We start from the raw sequence: 16,953 nt of genomic DNA, 5'->3' as shown, positions 1-16,953 counted from the left end.
ATCGACGCATGACGGCTTGCTCATCTTGAGCCAGGCGGCATGCGTCGAAACTACTCTGACGGCAGATTCAATGGAAATTTTCGGCATTCCGCTCGCGGCGATGATGAGCCAGTTGCTGCTCGGGCTGGTGAACGGATCGTTCTACGCCATCTTGAGCCTTGGCCTCGCGGTGATTTTCGGCCTGCTCAACGTGATCAACTTCGCCCACGGCGCGTTGTTCATGCTGGGGGCGATGCTCACATGGATGGGTTTTTCGTATTTCAATGTGCCGTATTGGGCGATGCTCGTGCTCGCACCTTTGGTGGTGGGCGTGTTCGGCATCGTGATCGAACGGACGATGTTGCGCTGGCTCTACAAGCTCGATCATCTCTATGGCTTGCTGCTGACGTTCGGCCTGACGCTGGTGATCGAAGGCGTATTCCGGTCTATCTATGGTTCATCCGGTCAACCCTACGACGTACCCGAACTGCTTTCTGGCGCGACGAATCTCGGCTTCATGTACCTGCCGAATTATCGCGCTTGGGTGGTGCTGGCATCGCTTGTCGTGTGTTTCGCGACGTGGTTCGTGATCGAGAAAACACGGCTGGGCGCGTATCTGCGCGCGGGTACCGAGAACCCGAAGATGGTCGAGGCATTCGGCATCAACGTGCCGTTGATGGTCACGCTGACCTACGGTTTCGGCGTCGCGCTCGCGGCATTCGCGGGCGTGCTTGCCGCACCGGTGATCCAGGTGTCGCCGCTGATGGGGCAATCGATGATCATCACCGTCTTCGCGGTGGTCGTTATCGGCGGAATGGGGTCGATCATGGGATCGATTTTGACCGGTCTCGGGCTCGGCGTGATTGAAGGTCTGACGCGCGTGTTCTATCCGGAAGCCTCTGCAACGGTCGTTTTCGTGATCATGGCGCTGGTGCTGCTCGTGCGCCCGGCGGGACTTTTCGGCAAGGAAAAATGATGGTTAGGAAAGTGCTCTATGGCGTGTTGCTTGCCGGCCTGATCGCGGCGCCGTTCCTCGGCGTGTACCCCGTCTTCATGATGAAAGTGCTGTGTTTCGCGCTGTTGGCGGCAGCCTTCAATTTGTTGATCGGTTATACGGGCCTGCTTTCGTTCGGCCATGCGATGTTCCTCGCCAGCGCCGGTTATTCCGCCGGTTACGCCATCCAGACGCTCGGTTTTACGCCGGAACTTGGCGTGATCGCGGGCACGGCGGTAGCGACGCTGCTTGGCCTGATCGTTGGTTTGTTTGCGATCCGGCGCCAAGGCATCTACTTCGCGATGGTCACGCTGGCGCTCGCGCAGATGGTCTATTTCGTGTTCCTGCAGGCGCCTTTCACGCATGGCGAAGACGGTATGCAAGGCGTGCCGCGCGGCAAGCTTTTCGGTGCAATCAGCCTCAGTTCCGACCTGACGCTCTATTACGTCGTGCTGCTGGTGATGGTGCTGGCGTTTGGATTTATCGTGCGCGTGGTGCATTCGCCGTTCGGGCAAGTGTTGATCGCGATCAAGGAGAATGAGCCGCGCGCGATCTCGCTGGGTTACGACACCTCACGTTTCAAACTGCTGGCGTTTGTGTTGTCGGCGGGATTGGCGGGACTGGCCGGCGCGCTTCAAACGCTGGTGCTCGGCTTCGAGACGCTCGGCGACGCCTACTGGACCATGTCCGGCCTGGTCGTTCTGATGACCCTGGTGGGTGGCATGAGCACCATGTTCGGGCCTCTGCTCGGCGCGTTCATCATTGTGGCGCTGGAAAATCGTCTCGGTGATATTGGCGCAGCGCTGTCTTCGCTCACGGGTATAGATTGGTTCAACTCGCTCGGAGAGTCGGTGACGATCGTGACGGGTCTTATTTTTATAGCCTGCGTGCTGCTGTTTCGACGCGGCATTGTGGGGGAAATTGTCGCCCGGGTGAGGCCGTTGCGCGGCTAGAGCGGCAGGAGCGCGAGCAATGCAATTTAGTTGGCGATCCGAACTATATGTCATTGCGAGTGATGGTTTTCCCTCAGTTAACCGCAGCATTTATCAGGACCTGAACAAATAAGCGCCCAATAAAGGTGCTAACGTGCACCACTAGGGTAAATGCTAGGTTGTCGGTATTCGTTGCGCAATCTAATATCCGTTTCAGTTCTGTTGCACCCGAATTTTGAGGTGGAGAACGAGGAGACAACGAGGCATCAAGTGCCCGACCGAAAGCGCTGTTGGATGATTCCAACAGCGCTTTTTATTTGCGCTCCGCACTCTCGGATTTTCACGTCCAAATCGATTTATTCTGCCGGAATCCAAGGGCCAGACACGGCCTTCGAATGCCTGCGATTTACATTAATTCAATCATTTTCGTACGGGTTTTCCCGAGTGATTTTCAACGCGTGCTTTGGCGCGCATTCACGCGTTCAAATGCCTTCAAAACGCTTGCCCCACCTGGTTCTCGTCCGCTACACTCGCGATTCACCGACCGCGTGGTCGGGATATAAAAATCGTAAAATCGCGCCAGTGAACAAAACACATTTACGGGGCATATCAATGAAGTTGGCTTTACGCTGGATCTCGACGGCGGCATTCGTCGCGAGCATGTCCACAGTAGTCAGTACGCAGGCTTTCGCAGACGTGAAGATTGGCGTGACGTTATCCGCCACTGGCCCGGCTGCATCGCTGGGAATTCCGGAAAAGAACACCATTGCTTTGCTGCCGAAAGAGATCGCCGGGCAAAAGGTGGATTACATCGTGCTTGACGACGCGACCGATTCCACACAAGCCATCAAGAACGCCCGCAAGTTGACGAGTGAAGATCACGTGGATGCCTTGATTGGTTCCACGGTGGTCCCGAATTCGCTCGCAATGATCGATGTGGCGTCCGAGACCTCAACACCCATGATCTCGATGGCTGCGGCGGCCACGATCGTCGAACCGATGGATGCAAAACGCGCGTGGGTATTCAAGACGCCGCAGAACGACATCCTGATGGCCACCGCTATTGCGCAGCATATGTCGAATCATGGCGTGAAGTCGGTGGCGTTTATTGGTTTCAGCGACGCTTACGGCGAAAGCTGGTTCAAGGAATTCACCAAAGCAGCAGACCTCGCGAAGATCAAGGTGGTCGCTAATGAACGGTTCGCGCGCAACGATACATCGGTGACAGGGCAGGTTCTCAAAGCCATGTCGCAGAATCCCGATGCCGTGCTGATCGCGGGCGCTGGAACACCGGCCGCGTTGCCGCAAAAGACGCTGAAAGAGCGGGGCTACAAGGGCAAGATCTATCAGACGCATGGCGTAGCGAACAACGATTTCCTGCGCGTGTGCGGCAAGGATTGCGAAGGCACATTCTTGCCGGCTGGGCCGTTGCTGGTTGCCGCGCAGTTGCCCGATTCGAACCCCGTGAAGAAGGCCGCGCTGACTTATAAGCAGGCTTACGAAAGTGCTTACGGCGCGGGTTCCGTGTCCACGTTCGGCGGTCACGCTTGGGACGCGGGCCTGTTGCTGCAACGGGCCATTCCGATCGCGTTGAAGAAGGGGCAGCCGGGCTCGCAGGCGTTTCGTGAAGCGTTGCGCGCAGCTATCGAGAGCACCAAGGATTTGCCCGGTTCGCACGGAATCTTCAACATGAGCGCGAACGATCACTCAGGACTCGATCAGCGCGCGCGCGTGATGGTGGAGATCGTAGGCGGGCAGTGGAAGCTCGCCAAAGACTGACGGGAACCCAAACGACGATATGAACCGATCCAAGGCGCGTTGCTTCGAACGCGCCTTTTTTTCGAAGGTTATCGATTGGGTGTTTCAGATGGGCTCGGCAGCGCAGGCCTCATGGCTCACGCTGAGGGAAAACGAGCCTAGGCACGGGCAATGACCGAAAATAGATTGAGCAGCAATTAATGAGCAGCAATTAATGAGCAGCAGTTAATGAGCGGCAGTTAAAGAGCGGCAGTTAAAGAGCGGCAAATAAGCCAAGACCGCACGACAAAGATTCATAACAACTCGCAGTAGCGTACAAGGCGTGCGCGATGGCATAGCGTCTGGAGACGATGCAATGAAAAAGACCAACCCGTGGAAGTGGCAGGGACGGCTGACGAGCGCGACGCTCGGCGTGGCACTCGCCCTTAGCGCCGGCGCGGCGTTCGCGCAGGTGAAGATTGGGGTGACGTTATCGGCGACAGGGCCGGCGGCATCGCTTGGGATTCCCGAGAAAAATACAATCGCGTTGTTGCCGAAGGAGATTGGCGGAAAGACGGTCGAGTACATCGTGCTCGACGACGGTTCCGACACCAGCCGCGCTGTGCAGAACACGCGCAAGTTGATCGACGAAGATCATGTCGACGCTATCGTGGGCTCGACCGTGACGCCGAACTCGCTTGCCATGCTTGACGCCGCCAGCCAGAGCAAGACGCCAATGATTTCGATGGCCGCCTCCGCCGCGATCATCTCGCCAATGGACGCCAAGCGCGCGTGGGCGTTCAAGACGCCGCAGAACGACAGCCTGATGGCCGACGCGATTGCTGAATTTATGGAGAAGCATGGCGTCAAGACGGTTGGCTTCATCGGCTTTGCAGATGCGTACGGCGACGGCTGGTATAGCGTGTTCAACACCGCTGCGGCCGCGCACAACCTGAAGATTGTCACGAACGAGCGCTTCGCCCGCACCGATACCTCGGTCACCGGCCAGGTGCTCAAGACCATGAGCGCAAATCCGGATGCGGTGTTGATCGCGGGAGCAGGCACGCCCTCGGCGTTGCCCGCCAAGGCACTGAAGGAGCGCGGCTATAAGGGCAAGGTCTATCAGACGCACGGTGTGGCGAACAATGACTTCCTGCGCGTGTGCGGCAAGGATTGCGATGGCGAATTGTTGCCGGCGGGGCCCATCCTGGTCACGGATCAATTGCCGGACAGCAACCCCGTGAAGAAGTCGTCGCAGGCTTATAAGACGGCCTATGAGAAGGCCTACGGCGCAGGGTCGGTATCCACGTTTGGCGGCCACGCATGGGACGCCGGGCACATGCTGGAGCAAGCCATTCCCGAAGCGCTCAAGACGGCTCAGCCGGGCACCGAAGCCTTTCGTGCAGCGCTGCGTACTGCGCTGGAGAACGTGAAGGACCTGCCGCTCGCGCACGGTGTGATGAACACGACGCCGACCGATCACAATGGTCTCGACAAGCGCGCCCGCGTGATGGTGCAGATTGTTGACGGCAAGTGGAAGCTGCAGACCGACTAGCTGTGACAGGGACCGCTTGCGCGCCGGCAATTTGGCGCGTTAGCGTTCCAATGTTCAACGCGCCGGGGTTTCAACCATGGCCTGAGGCTGCGTTTTCCCGCAGCACCAGGCCATGTTTTCGATGGGCTGATCCGGCAGCCCCAGTAGCAGGATGCTCCTAAAGAGGACGTATGGACTTATCGATTGCGGCGATTCTCGCGCAAGACGGCATCACCACGGGCGCGATCTACGCATTGCTCGCGCTCGCGCTGGTCCTCGTGTTCTCGGTGACGCGTGTCATCTTCATTCCGCAGGGCGAATTCGTCGCGTACGGCGCGCTGACGCTGGCTGCGCTGCAAACGCAGAAGCTGCCGGCCACGTGCTGGCTGCTGATTGCCATGGGCGTGGGGTGCTTCGTCGCGGAGATCGCGGGCATGGTGCGGCATCCGTCGCGACACCGGCAGATAGGGCGCACGGTTGCCGTGCTGGCGGGCAAATACCTGCTGTTCCCGGTGGCCGTTTATGCGCTGACGCAAAGCGTGCTGATGCAGCCGCTGCCCATGATCCTGCAAGTCGCGCTCGCGCTGCTGATCGTGATACCGATGGGTCCGTTCGTCTATCGGTTGGCTTACGAGCCGATTGCCGAAGCCAGCACGCTGCTGCTGCTGATCGTGGCCGTCGCCGTTCATTTCGCGATGGTCGGCCTCGGTCTTGTGATGTTCGGCGCGGAAGGCTCGCGCACAAATGCTTTCTCCGACGCTACCTTCAACCTCGGTGGCGTTTCTATCTCTGGGCAGAGTCTGTGGGTGGTCGGGACGGCCGCGGTGCTGATCGTTGCGCTGTATCTGTACTTCGACCGCACAATCTCCGGCAAGGCGCTGCGCGCGACCTCGGTGAACCGGCTTGGCGCGCGCCTGGTGGGCATCGGCACGACGCAGGCTGGACGGCTTGCCTTCACGCTCGCGGCCGGCCTGGGCGCGCTCTGCGGCGTGCTGGTGGCCCCAATCACGACCATCTACTACGACTCGGGCTTCCTGATCGGCCTGAAGGGCTTCGTTGGTGCGATCGTGGGCGGCTTGGTGAGTTATCCGCTGGCCGCGGCGGGTTCGCTGCTGGTCGGGCTGCTTGAATCGTATTCCTCGTTCTGGGCAAGCGCTTACAAAGAGGTGATCGTCTTCACGCTGATCATTCCGGTGCTGCTGTGGCGGAGTCTGGCAAGCCCGCATTCGGACGAAGACGAGGAGTGACGCGATGAAATTCGTCATGCGAAACAAGTTTTTCTGGGTATTCCTGCTGGTCGTGTTCGCGCTGCCGGTGCTGCCGCATCCGGTCCGTACGCCCGAGTACTGGATCACGCTGCTGAACTACATCGGGTTGTATTCCATTGTCGCTATCGGGCTCGTGCTGCTGACGGGTATTGGCGGGATGACGAGCTTCGGACAAGCGGCGTTCGTGGGTGTAGGCGCTTATTCAACGGCCTACCTGACGACGCAGTTCGGTGTGTCGCCGTGGCTTGCGTTGATAGTGGGCGTGGTGCTGACGGCGCTGATCGCGCTGCTGCTCGGGATGGTCACCATGCGACTGTCTGGCCACTTCCTGCCGCTCGGGACAATCGCGTGGGGGCTGTCGCTGTTCTTCCTGTTTGGGAACCTCGAATTCCTCGGCAAATACGATGGCATCAACGGCATTCCGGTGCTCAACCTGTTCGGCTGGCATCTCGAATCCGGGCGGTCGATTTATTACCTGATCTGGGTCGTCGTGTTGCTCTCGGTGGTATCTGTTCAGAATCTGCTTAATAGCCGGCCGGGGCGGGCGATTCGGGCGCTGCGCGGTGGCGGCACGATGGCCGAAGCCATGGGCGTGAACACCGCGTGGATGCGTGTGGTGATCTTCGTCTACGCAGCCGTGCTGGCCGCGATTTCAGGTTTCCTGTATGCGCATTTGCAGCGTGCCGTGAATCCGACGCCGTTTGGCTTGAATCACGGCATCGAGTTCCTTTTCATGGCTGTCGTTGGGGGCGTATCGCACGTCTGGGGTGCGGTGTTGGGCGCGACAATCCTCACCGTTCTGCAGGACTATCTGCAGACCTTGCTGCCTAAGCTGCTTGGCTCTAACGGCAATTTCGAAATCATCGTGTTCGGGATATTGATGGTCTTGCTGCTCCAATACGCACGGCAAGGAGTGTGGCCGTTCGTCGCCCGGCTCTTTCCCAGCGGCCCGCGCGCCCGCGCTCCTGAGCACGCGGACGCGCTGCCGCAACGTCCAAAGCCAATCATCGGCGAGCCTTTGCTGGTCGTCGATAAGGCTCGCAAGGAGTTCGGCGGTCTAGTCGCTGTCAACGACGTCAGCTTCCAAGTGAAGGCGGGCGAGATCATCGGTTTGATCGGACCGAACGGTGCGGGGAAATCGACGACATTCAACCTGGTCACCGGAGTCCTGCAAGCCACGAGCGGCTCGATCACCTTTCAGGGTGAGCGCATCGATGCACTGACTTCACGTGAAATCGTCAAGCGCGGTATTGGGCGGACGTTCCAGCACGTGCGGTTGTTATCGGGAATGACGGTTCTGGAGAATGTCGCGATCGGTGCGCACTTGCGGGGAAAGACGGGTGTGTGGCGCAGCGTCGCCCGCCTGAACGCAGCGGAAGAGGGGCGGTTGATGGCGGAAGCGGCAAAACAGATCAAGCGCGTGGGTCTGGAAAAGCATCTCTACGATGAAGCCGGCAGTTTGGCACTGGGGCAACAACGCATTCTGGAAATTGCCCGAGCGCTATGCTGCGATCCGACTTTGCTATTACTCGACGAGCCCGCAGCCGGTTTGCGCTATCAGGAGAAACAGCAGTTGGCAGAGTTGCTGCGACGCCTGAAAGACGAGGGGATGAGCATCCTGCTGGTGGAACATGACATGGATTTCGTGATGAATCTGACTGACCGGTTAGTGGTGATGGAGTTTGGAACCCGAATTGCCGAAGGATTGCCTGAGGATGTCCAAAAGGACCCGGCGGTATTGGAAGCTTATCTGGGCGGGGTGGACTGATGGCCGATGCAATTCTTCAAGTCGCCGATTTGTCCGTCCGCTACGGCAAGGTAGAGGCGCTCCACGGCGGCAAGCTCGCCGTTGGCTCGGGCCAGATCGTTTCCGTTATTGGGCCTAACGGCGCGGGCAAATCCACTTTGCTCAATGCCATCATGGGCGCGCTTCCGTCCACGGGCTATGCGAAGGGAACAGTTCTGTATCGGGGCGAGGATATCTCAGCGCTGGCCATCGAAAAGCGTGTTTCACGTGGAATGTGTCTTGTGCCGGAAAAGCGTGAGCTGTTCGCGAGTATGAGCGTGGAAGACAACCTGGTTTTGGGTGCGTATCGGCGAAAGCGCGCTGGCGAGCGCAATTTCCTCGATCAACTCGATCATGTGTTCGATTTGTTTCCGCGCCTGAAGGAGCGCAGGAACCAGGCCGCTGGGACGTTGTCGGGCGGGGAGCGGCAGATGCTCGCAGTCAGCCGTGCACTCATGGGTAAGCCCGATTTGTTGATGCTGGATGAACCTAGCCTCGGCCTAGCACCGTTAATCGTGAAAGAGATCTTCCATATCATCAGTGCGTTGCGGCAGACAGGGGTTGCTACGTTACTCATCGAGCAAAATGCCCGGGCAGCGTTGCAGATATCTGATTACGGGTACGTGCTTGAAACGGGCGAGTTTGCGATGGAAGGTGTTGCTAGCGAACTGGCTCACGACCCGAAGGTTATTGAAACGTACTTGGGATTGGCGAAGAAAGTCGCATAGCGTCGTTACCGGCTAGTGATATTCGATGGCGTGTTTCACGTGAAACATGCCATTTTTTTTTGCATTGAGTGTTTCTAGCGGCTTTCCTTTCCGCTTGGAGATCAAAGTCGGCTAAAGGCCCAGCGGATAGGTGACCGAAGATCCTCGCTCCAGCAAATTTCGATCGCGTGTTTCACGTGAACCATTCGATTTTTTCGTATGAGCTGTTTGGCCTGGATCGTGGCAAAAGCTAACCGGCTATAATTCTTCGATATCTCTTTCGAAGGTCCGCCACATCGCGCGGGAACCCATGCTTTATCCAACTGAATTCGATGTGATCGTCGTCGGCGGCGGTCACGCTGGAACTGAAGCCGCTCTGGCCTCAGCTCGAGCAGGTGCGGCTACGCTTTTGTTGACCCATAACATCGAAACGCTAGGCCAAATGAGTTGCAATCCCTCGATCGGTGGGATTGGGAAGGGCCATTTGGTCAAGGAAATCGATGCCTTAGGCGGTGCGATGGCCGCGGCAACCGATGAAGCGGGCATCCAGTTTCGGATTTTGAACTCTTCAAAGGGTCCCGCTGTTCGGGCCACGCGGGCGCAAGCAGATCGGGTCCTGTACAAGCAGGCGATTCGGCATCGGCTCGAAAACCAGCCGAACCTTTGGTTGTTCCAGCAGGCCGTGGACGATTTGATCGTCGAAGGCGACCGTGTTGTGGGCGCTGTGACCCAGGTCGGCGTGAAATTCCGTGCGAAAGCGGTCGTGTTGACGGCTGGGACTTTCCTCGACGGAAAAATTCACGTGGGTTTGAATAACTACACGGGCGGTAGGGCAGGTGATCCGGCGGCCGTGTCATTGTCCGCACGGCTTAAGGAGCTTCAACTTCCGCAAGGTCGATTGAAAACGGGCACTCCGCCGCGGATTGATGGCCGGACCATCGACTATTCGAAGCTCGAAGAGCAGCCTGGTGATCTCGATCCGGTCCCCGTGTTCTCTTTTCTCGGACGCGTTGAACAGCATCCGCGACAAGTGCCGTGCTGGGTGACGCACACCAATGAGCGTACGCACGACATCATTCGGGCCGGCCTTGATCGTTCGCCGATGTACACCGGCGTTATCGAAGGCGTCGGGCCGCGCTATTGCCCGTCGATTGAAGACAAGATTCACCGATTTGCCTCCAAGGACTCGCATCAGATCTTTCTGGAGCCGGAAGGGCTGACGACGAACGAGTTCTATCCGAACGGCATTTCTACGAGCTTGCCATTCGATGTTCAACTCGAGTTGGTCCGTTCAATGAAGGGTTTGGAGCACGCGCATATTCTGCGGCCAGGCTACGCGATCGAATACGATTACTTCGATCCGCGGGCGCTGAAGGCATCGCTGGAAACCAAGGCGATTGGCGGTCTGTTCTTCGCTGGACAGATCAATGGCACAACCGGATACGAGGAAGCCGCTGCACAGGGCTTGCTCGCGGGTCTCAACGCGGCGCTGCAAGTCAGTGGGAAGGATGCGTGGTGCCCTCGCCGTGACGAAGCCTATCTGGGCGTGTTGGTAGACGATCTGGTTACGCAAGGGGTGTCGGAGCCGTATCGGATGTTCACTAGCCGCGCGGAATATCGCTTGTCACTGCGTGAAGACAACGCCGATATGCGCTTGACTGAGGCGGGCAGGGCACTGGGCATAGTGGATGATGCCCGCTGGAACGTGTTCAACGAAAAGCGTGATGCTGTTTCACGTGAAACACAGCGCCTGAAATCGACTTGGGTTAACCCTAAAACGTTGCCCGAAGAAGAAGCTATCGCGCTGCTCGGTAAGCCGATTGACCACGAATACAGCTTGGCGGATCTATTGCGGCGGCCGAGCGTCACCTATGCGGACGTTTGTGCACTGCGGAATCACACTTCCGGCCCGGCAGCACCGCTCGCGCAAGATCCGGTTCTGCTCGGCCAAATCGAAGAGCAGATCGAGATTGCGGTGAAATACCAGGGCTACATCGACCGCCAGGCTGGCGAGATTGAGCGCAATGGAACGCACGAGAATACGCGCTTGCCGGAAGCGTTCGACTACGCAGAAGTGCGTGGACTGTCCTTCGAGGCTCGTCAAAAACTCATTCAGCATCGGCCGGAGACGATTGGCCAAGCGTCGCGTATTCCGGGCGTTACGCCGGCCACCGTTTCCTTGCTCATGGTTCACCTCAAGCGGGCGATGGGCCGACGCGAAGGCGCTGCAGATCAGTCCGCAGCGGGAAATAGCAGGTCCGGGCGTGGCAGCGCTCGCTCCGTCTCGTGATGCAGCGTGAAGCCGGGGACGCCGGACTACAAAAGCTTCTAAACGAAGGAATCGAGCAGCTTGGCATAGCCGTCACAGACGCGCAGCGCCAGAAGTTGCTCGACTACGTGACCCTGCTGGGTAAGTGGAACGCGGTCTACAACCTGACTGCGATCCGCGATCCGCGCCAGATGCTGATTCAGCACATTCTGGATTCTCTCGCGATCATCCCGTTCATCACTCGCCGTACCGAGCCTCAGTCAGCGCTCGATGTTGGCTCAGGCGGCGGTTTGCCGGGCATTGTCATGGCGATCGTCCTGCCCGACTGGAAAGTCACGCTGAACGATATTGTTCACAAGAAAACAGCCTTCCAATCCCAGGCAAAATTGCAACTCGGCCTGACCAACTTATCGGTTGTGACAGGACGTGTCGAGAATCTGCACCCCGGCGTCGAAGTCCCAGGTCTTTTCGATGTAATCGTGTCCCGCGCGTTCGCAGAGCTCTCTGACTTCGTTACACTTGCGCGTCATCTGGTTGCTGGCAACGGCCGCATTTGGGCGATGAAAGGGATCAGGCCGGACGCGGAGATTGCTCGCCTTCCCGCCGACACGAAAGTCTGCTGTATCGAACGTCTCCGCGTGCCCATGCTCGACGCCGAGCGCCACCTGATCGAACTTGAAATCGGAGCGGCCCCACATTGAACACTGCAGTCGACATCTCACGCGCGCCTGAAATCCAGTCAGGAAAGAAGGGACACATCACGATGGCAAAAATCTTCTGCGTCGCTAACCAGAAGGGCGGCGTCGGAAAGACGACGACAGCAGTCAACCTCGCGGCGAGTCTGGCGGCGCTCGACCAGCGCGTCTTGCTGATCGATTTGGACCCGCAAGGCAACGCCACCATGGGAAGTGGCGTCGACAAAGCCGCCGTCGAGAACACTGTGTACGACGTATTGGTCAACGGGGTGACGGTACTCGAAGCGCGTACCCGTACGAACGCGGTCGCCTACGACGTCTTGCCGGCTAACCGCGAACTGGCGGGTGCAGAGGTGGAACTGGTCGGCGTGGAAAACCGCGAACGCGTGCTGCGTAAGGCTTTGACTGAAGTCGAAGCCGATTACGATTTCATCCTCATCGATTGCCCGCCGGCTTTGTCGTTACTCACGCTGAACGGTTTGTGCGCTGCGCACGGTGTGGTCATCCCGATGCAGTGCGAGTATTTCGCGCTGGAAGGCCTGTCGGACCTCGTCAACACGATCAAGCAGGTCCACGCGAATCTCAACCGTGACCTGAAGGTGATCGGATTGTTGCGCGTCATGTTCGATCCTCGCATTACGTTGCAGCAACAGGTATCGGATCAACTGAAACAGCATTTCGGTGACAAGCTCTTCGACGTCGTCATTCCTCGCAATGTCCGGCTGGCCGAAGCGCCCAGCTACGGTTTGCCGGGTGTCGTGTTTGACCGCGCATCGCGTGGCGCGCAGGCGTATATCCAGTTCGGCACGGAAATGATCGAGCGCGTACGCGCGCTTTAACGGACACAGCGTCAAGATGGCAGAACGAGGAAGCAAGATGAATGCAACGATGAAGAAGAAGGGCCTTGGGCGCGGTCTGGAGGCCCTGCTGGGCGGAAGCTCGGATATCACCGAGGCCGTGCGCAGCGAAGGCCTGCCGAATGTTCTACGCCTCGACTCGATGCAAGCCGGCAAGTATCAGCCGCGTACCCGAATGGACGAAGGCGCGCTGCAGGAACTCGCGGCCAGTATCCGGGCGCAGGGTGTGATGCAGCCGATTCTCGTGCGATCCATTGGCGGCGAGCGGTACGAAATCATTGCGGGCGAGCGGCGCTTCCGGGCGGCGAAATTGGCCGGCCTCGAAGAAGTGCCGGTGCTTGTGAAGAACGTACCGGATCAGGCCGCTGCGGCCATGGCGCTGATCGAAAACATTCAGCGTGAAGATTTGAATCCGTTGGAAGAGGCGCAGGGTATCCAGCGTTTGCTCGATGAATTCGATTTCACGCACGAGCAAGCGGCCGAATCGGTCGGGCGCTCGCGGAGTGCCGTATCGAATTTGCTGCGCCTGTTGAACCTGGCTACACCGGTGCAAACCATGCTGCTCGCCGGCGATCTCGACATGGGCCACGCCCGCGCGCTGCTTGCCGTCGATGCCGCCACGCAGATTCAGTTGGCCAACCAGGTGGTCAATAGGCGTATGTCCGTACGCGAGACTGAGAAGCTGGTTTCATCGACGACCAAGGAAGCGCCCGCTACGAAAGCGCGCGTCGCGCACGATGGCGGCCGCGACACGCGCAGGCTGGAAGAGGAATTGTCCGACCTGCTGTCAGCGAACGTGAAGATCAAGATGGGCGGGCGAGGGCGCGGGAAGTTGCAGATCGACTTCGGCGATCTCGATGCGCTGGAAGGCATTTTGGGACGGCTGCGTACCGGCGCCGTCAACGGCAAAACGGAAACCACGGACAACGTATCCGCAGCGCAGGCATAACCCGCGATGCAGTCACCCGCGGACTCCAAACGCTTCCCGATAAATCCTTTGGCGAAAGCGTGGGCGCTTGTCACCAAAGAACCCGTGCTGGCAATCCTGCTGGTCGCGCTCATTGCGCTGCAAGTGTTGCATCCCAAGCCGTGGGCGTCGTTACCCGCGTTGATCGACTGGCAGACCGTACTGACGCTTGCCGGCTTGCTGATGTTGACCAAGGCGGTGGAGTTGTCGGGCTTCCTGATGTGGATGGCGCACCGCGTTGTGCATCGAATTCACGGTGAACGCGGCCTGGCGTTTCTGCTGATCGGCCTTGCCGCAGTACTCTCGACCTTGCTCACCAACGACGTTGCACTGTTCGCCGTCGTGCCTTTGACGCTGTCGCTGCACAAACTCGCGCCACTTCCGATCAAGCGGCTGGTGATCTTCATCGCGATCGCTGTGAATGCGGGATCGATCCTGACGCCGCTCGGCAACCCGCAGAACCTGTTCCTCTGGCAGACGAGCGGCGTCTCCTTCGGCGGGTTCGTGTGGGCGTTGCTGCCGTTGTGCGCGGCGCTCATGGCGATGCTCTACGCACTGGCCGCGGCGATGTTCCACAACAAGCCGCTCGATCTCTCCAGCGATACCGAAGGACATTCCGTCGATATCCCGCTTTGCACGGTAGCGGGCATTGCATTCCTCGCATTCGTGGTTCTCGCCGACGCCCATCACGCCGGCATTGGTCTTGCCGCTGTCGCGGCGGGTTTCTTGTTGTGGCGACGTCAGGTCGTGCTGAAGATCGATTGGTTGCTGTTGCTGATTTTCGTGCTGATGTTCATTGTGCTTCGAAGCGTGGCCGCGTTGCCGTGGGTGCATCACGCAATAGCGAGTCTCGGCCTCGATTCACCACTCAAGGCTTACGCGGCCGGCGCCGTGTTGTCCCAGGGAATCAGCAACGTGCCGGCCGCGATCATGCTCGCCGAGTTTTCAAAAGACTGGCGAGCGCTGGCGTTCGGTGTGAGCGTGGGGGGATTTGGTATTGCGATTGGTTCGCTTGCCAATCTGATTGCGGTTCGGCTTTCAGGTGAACGCGGCATGTGGGGTCCGTTTCATCTCATCTCCATTCCATTCTGGATCGTCGCGGCGGCGGTGGGAGCCTGGCTCGTTTGATCAGATGAAAATGGTGCGGCGCACGCAATGTGATTTGTGTCCTGCTGAAAAACGACATGAAACCACCGCACATCTGGCGTTAATCAAACTCGTTGTCGGCACAAGTGAAATCTCCTTTCAGAGACGTGTTTTCAAGGCTCGTCCGCTTGTTTTTTGATGGCCCTAAGCTATTGAATCTGTGACAACAATCGCTTACAATCCCCCGGATTTATCAGCTTGGCGACTCCGAAAGCGCAACGTAAGTATGTGGTTGAATCCAGCCATGAAACCAATGGCAAAGAATGGCAAATGCGAACGGCAAATGCGCAGGCTGTAACTGACTTTAGTGAGATGTGTGATGGCGGTGCGAGAGCAGGATCGAGCGCCGGAAGGCGGGCAAGATGGGCGCGATTCACGCCCTGCCGCTGATTTGACCGGACACAAGTCGTCCGGTTCAACGCCGAACACCACTTCTTCTGGTCAGTCGCGCCACGCGTCGGAACATCCATTCGACGATTCGTGGGACGCTGAAGCACAAGATAACAAGACTGTTCCGCTAACGCGGGCAGAGGCGGAGACGCTGTTCGGTCCTGAAGTAAGTCGTTCCTCGCGTGTCACGCCGTTCAAGGTGGTGGCGGCGCAAATGGTTTTGTCCCTGTGTGCGACGTTGGCATGGTGGCTGTTCTACAGTCCACCGGGCGCTGCTGCGCTGTCCGCGTTCCTCGGGGGAGCGATTTGCTGGGTGCCGAGCGGATTGTTCGCGGCACGTCTGAAAGCGAAGAGCGGCGCTGAAACTGTCGCAAGCTGGATGATCGGCGAAGCAATGAAGATGGGCGCGACCATCGCCATGTTCGTGGCAATCGCGTACGGTTTCAAAGGCGTGCTGTGGGTGCCGCTGCTGGTGACGTACCTGATCGCGTTAAAGACGTACTGGATCGCGATGGCTTGGAAGTAAGGCGCGCTGCATGGTGCGCGAGGTGCGCGAGGTGCACGAGGTGCACGACGAGGTGCGCGACATAAGACGCCTCGTAGCCTTGACGCGGCAGGTAAGTGACGTACCAACGGTAACAGAGCAAATTAATACGTGCGGAGTCCGTCTCCTGCACGCGGGCCCGTGCCCTGCGAACCGCCCAAGAGATGGCGGATCGAGGATCACGCGGGCGGCGGAAGATTTTCGACAATTTGGGTGGCTTTAAAGTTATGGCAGCTAGCGAAGGAACGCACGCGATGGATCCGTCGGAGTACATCGCGCACCACTTGCAGAATCTTTCCACGTCCTCGCAGACGTCGATTTTCGATATCCACGTCTGGAATCTCGACACGCTTTTCTGGTCGATTCTCTGCGGTCTCGCCACCATCCTGATTCTCGGGTTGGCGGCTCGCAAAGCGACCTCCGGCGTGCCGGGCCGCTTCCAGTGCGCGATCGAGATGCTGGTCGAGATGGTGGAAGACCAGTCGAAGTCGATGGTCCATGGTAGCCGCCGTTTCATCGCCCCGCTCGCTCTCACGGTATTCGTGTGGGTTGCGCTCATGAATTCGCTCGACTTCATCCCGGTTGACCTGCCCACGCGCGTGATCGGCTGGCTGGGTCTGTCGGAGACGTTCCCGCATATGCGCATCGTCCCGACGGCTGACCTGAACGGCACGCTGGGCATTGCTATCGGCGTGTTCGTTCTGATGATTTACTACAACTTCAAGATCAAGGGCGTTGGCGGCTTCGTGCACGAACTGCTGTCCGCTCCGTTCGGCGCGCATCCGCTGCTGTGGATCCCGAACCTTGCACTCAACATTATCGAGTTCGTCGCCAAGACGGTTTCCCTCGGCATGCGGCTGTTCGGCAACATGTACGCAGGCGAACTGTTGTTCCTGCTGATCGCGTTGCTCGGCAGCATGTGGCACTTCGGCGCGGACGCCTCTGTGCTTGGCTTTTTGGGCCACGTAGTTGCAGGGACGGTTTGGGCGATCTTCCACATTCTGATCGTGCTGCTGCAGGCGTTTATTTTCATGATGCTGACGCTGGTGTATCTCGGCCAGGCCCATGACTCGCACTAAGCCGCACCAAGTAGCTAAATCAGGCAGCAGGGAAGGCTCACAGTAGTTCGGTAAAACGCTGCAGAACAC

The 16,953-nt window shown here is 58.6% G+C and carries 14 protein-coding genes; all 14 read left to right on the top strand.

Annotation, left to right across the window (positions count from 1 at the left end; all coding sequences use genetic code 11):
• Positions 1 to 70 precede the first annotated feature (70 nt).
• The 14 genes from BSU04_RS06165 to atpB all read left to right on the top strand — a co-directional run bounded on the left by BSU04_RS06165 (position 71) and on the right by atpB (position 16,884).
• A complete protein-coding gene (locus BSU04_RS06165; protein WP_089159768.1) occupies positions 71 to 955 on the top strand; it encodes a branched-chain amino acid ABC transporter permease in 885 nt (294 codons plus the stop codon).
• Entirely contained in the window at positions 955 to 1,926 is a 972-nt protein-coding gene (locus BSU04_RS06160) for a branched-chain amino acid ABC transporter permease (protein ID WP_089159767.1), read from the top strand. The genes BSU04_RS06165 and BSU04_RS06160 overlap by 1 nt, the downstream gene beginning before the upstream one ends.
• A 591-nt stretch (positions 1,927 to 2,517) precedes the next feature.
• On the top strand, positions 2,518 to 3,684 hold the full coding sequence (locus BSU04_RS06155) for an ABC transporter substrate-binding protein (protein WP_089159766.1): 1,167 nt from the start codon (positions 2,518 to 2,520) through the stop codon (positions 3,682 to 3,684).
• Positions 3,685 to 4,018: 334 nt separating this feature from the next.
• On the top strand, positions 4,019 to 5,197 hold the full coding sequence (locus tag BSU04_RS06150) for an ABC transporter substrate-binding protein (protein WP_089159765.1): 1,179 nt from the start codon (positions 4,019 to 4,021) through the stop codon (positions 5,195 to 5,197).
• Positions 5,198 to 5,367: 170 nt separating this feature from the next.
• Entirely contained in the window at positions 5,368 to 6,423 is a 1,056-nt protein-coding gene (locus BSU04_RS06145) for a branched-chain amino acid ABC transporter permease (protein WP_089159764.1), read from the top strand.
• Between the two features lie 4 nt (positions 6,424 to 6,427).
• Positions 6,428 to 8,212, top strand: a complete 1,785-nt coding sequence (locus tag BSU04_RS06140; RefSeq protein WP_089159763.1) for a branched-chain amino acid ABC transporter ATP-binding protein/permease — start codon at positions 6,428 to 6,430, stop codon at positions 8,210 to 8,212.
• The gene (locus tag BSU04_RS06135; RefSeq protein ID WP_089159762.1) at positions 8,212 to 8,958 is read left to right on the top strand and encodes an ABC transporter ATP-binding protein; all 747 of its coding nucleotides are present in this window, start codon (positions 8,212 to 8,214) and stop codon (positions 8,956 to 8,958) included. Before BSU04_RS06140 ends, BSU04_RS06135 begins: the two co-directional genes overlap by 1 nt.
• Before the next feature lie 289 nt (positions 8,959 to 9,247).
• Positions 9,248 to 11,227, top strand: a complete 1,980-nt coding sequence (gene mnmG / locus BSU04_RS06130) for a tRNA uridine-5-carboxymethylaminomethyl(34) synthesis enzyme MnmG (RefSeq protein ID WP_089159761.1) — start codon at positions 9,248 to 9,250, stop codon at positions 11,225 to 11,227.
• A complete protein-coding gene (gene rsmG / locus BSU04_RS06125; RefSeq protein ID WP_089159760.1) occupies positions 11,227 to 11,907 on the top strand; it encodes a 16S rRNA (guanine(527)-N(7))-methyltransferase RsmG in 681 nt (226 codons plus the stop codon). Before mnmG ends, rsmG begins: the two co-directional genes overlap by 1 nt.
• Positions 11,908 to 11,969: 62 nt before the next feature.
• Complete coding sequence (locus tag BSU04_RS06120; RefSeq protein WP_089159786.1) at positions 11,970 to 12,740, top strand: ParA family protein; 771 nt, start codon at positions 11,970 to 11,972, stop codon at positions 12,738 to 12,740.
• A 37-nt stretch (positions 12,741 to 12,777) separates the two neighbouring features.
• The gene (locus BSU04_RS06115; RefSeq protein WP_089159759.1) at positions 12,778 to 13,707 is read left to right on the top strand and encodes a ParB/RepB/Spo0J family partition protein; all 930 of its coding nucleotides are present in this window, start codon (positions 12,778 to 12,780) and stop codon (positions 13,705 to 13,707) included.
• Between the two features lie 6 nt (positions 13,708 to 13,713).
• On the top strand, positions 13,714 to 14,853 hold the full coding sequence (locus BSU04_RS06110; RefSeq protein ID WP_089159758.1) for an SLC13 family permease: 1,140 nt from the start codon (positions 13,714 to 13,716) through the stop codon (positions 14,851 to 14,853).
• A gap of 337 nt (positions 14,854 to 15,190) precedes the next feature.
• Entirely contained in the window at positions 15,191 to 15,787 is a 597-nt protein-coding gene (locus tag BSU04_RS06105) for an ATP synthase subunit I (RefSeq protein WP_089159757.1), read from the top strand.
• A gap of 245 nt (positions 15,788 to 16,032) precedes the next feature.
• On the top strand, positions 16,033 to 16,884 hold the full coding sequence (gene atpB / locus BSU04_RS06100; RefSeq protein ID WP_089159785.1) for a F0F1 ATP synthase subunit A: 852 nt from the start codon (positions 16,033 to 16,035) through the stop codon (positions 16,882 to 16,884).
• The last annotated feature ends 69 nt before the right edge of the window (positions 16,885 to 16,953 follow it).

It is taken from the genome of Caballeronia sordidicola (assembly GCF_002220365.1).
Lineage (GTDB): Bacteria > Pseudomonadota > Gammaproteobacteria > Burkholderiales > Burkholderiaceae > Caballeronia > Caballeronia sordidicola_C.
The sequence above is the reverse complement of the archived record's forward strand: the minus strand, read 5'-3'. Positions and strand labels throughout refer to the sequence as shown.

Bases quoted from the DNA above. Each gene is read 5' to 3' on its own strand.
- BSU04_RS06165 (WP_089159768.1), top strand. From the start codon at position 71: ATGGAAATTTTCGGCATTCCGCTCGCGGCGATGATGAGCCAGTTGCTG.
- BSU04_RS06160 (WP_089159767.1), top strand. From the start codon at position 955: ATGGTTAGGAAAGTGCTCTATGGCGTGTTGCTTGCCGGCCTGATCGCG.
- BSU04_RS06155 (WP_089159766.1), top strand. From the start codon at position 2,518: ATGAAGTTGGCTTTACGCTGGATCTCGACGGCGGCATTCGTCGCGAGC.
- BSU04_RS06150 (WP_089159765.1), top strand. From the start codon at position 4,019: ATGAAAAAGACCAACCCGTGGAAGTGGCAGGGACGGCTGACGAGCGCG.
- BSU04_RS06145 (WP_089159764.1), top strand. From the start codon at position 5,368: ATGGACTTATCGATTGCGGCGATTCTCGCGCAAGACGGCATCACCACG.
- BSU04_RS06140 (WP_089159763.1), top strand. From the start codon at position 6,428: ATGAAATTCGTCATGCGAAACAAGTTTTTCTGGGTATTCCTGCTGGTC.
- BSU04_RS06135 (WP_089159762.1), top strand. From the start codon at position 8,212: ATGGCCGATGCAATTCTTCAAGTCGCCGATTTGTCCGTCCGCTACGGC.
- mnmG (WP_089159761.1), top strand. From the start codon at position 9,248: ATGCTTTATCCAACTGAATTCGATGTGATCGTCGTCGGCGGCGGTCAC.
- rsmG (WP_089159760.1), top strand. From the start codon at position 11,227: ATGCAGCGTGAAGCCGGGGACGCCGGACTACAAAAGCTTCTAAACGAA.
- BSU04_RS06120 (WP_089159786.1), top strand. From the start codon at position 11,970: ATGGCAAAAATCTTCTGCGTCGCTAACCAGAAGGGCGGCGTCGGAAAG.
- BSU04_RS06115 (WP_089159759.1), top strand. From the start codon at position 12,778: ATGAATGCAACGATGAAGAAGAAGGGCCTTGGGCGCGGTCTGGAGGCC.
- BSU04_RS06110 (WP_089159758.1), top strand. From the start codon at position 13,714: ATGCAGTCACCCGCGGACTCCAAACGCTTCCCGATAAATCCTTTGGCG.
- BSU04_RS06105 (WP_089159757.1), top strand. From the start codon at position 15,191: ATGGCGGTGCGAGAGCAGGATCGAGCGCCGGAAGGCGGGCAAGATGGG.
- atpB (WP_089159785.1), top strand. From the start codon at position 16,033: ATGGCAGCTAGCGAAGGAACGCACGCGATGGATCCGTCGGAGTACATC.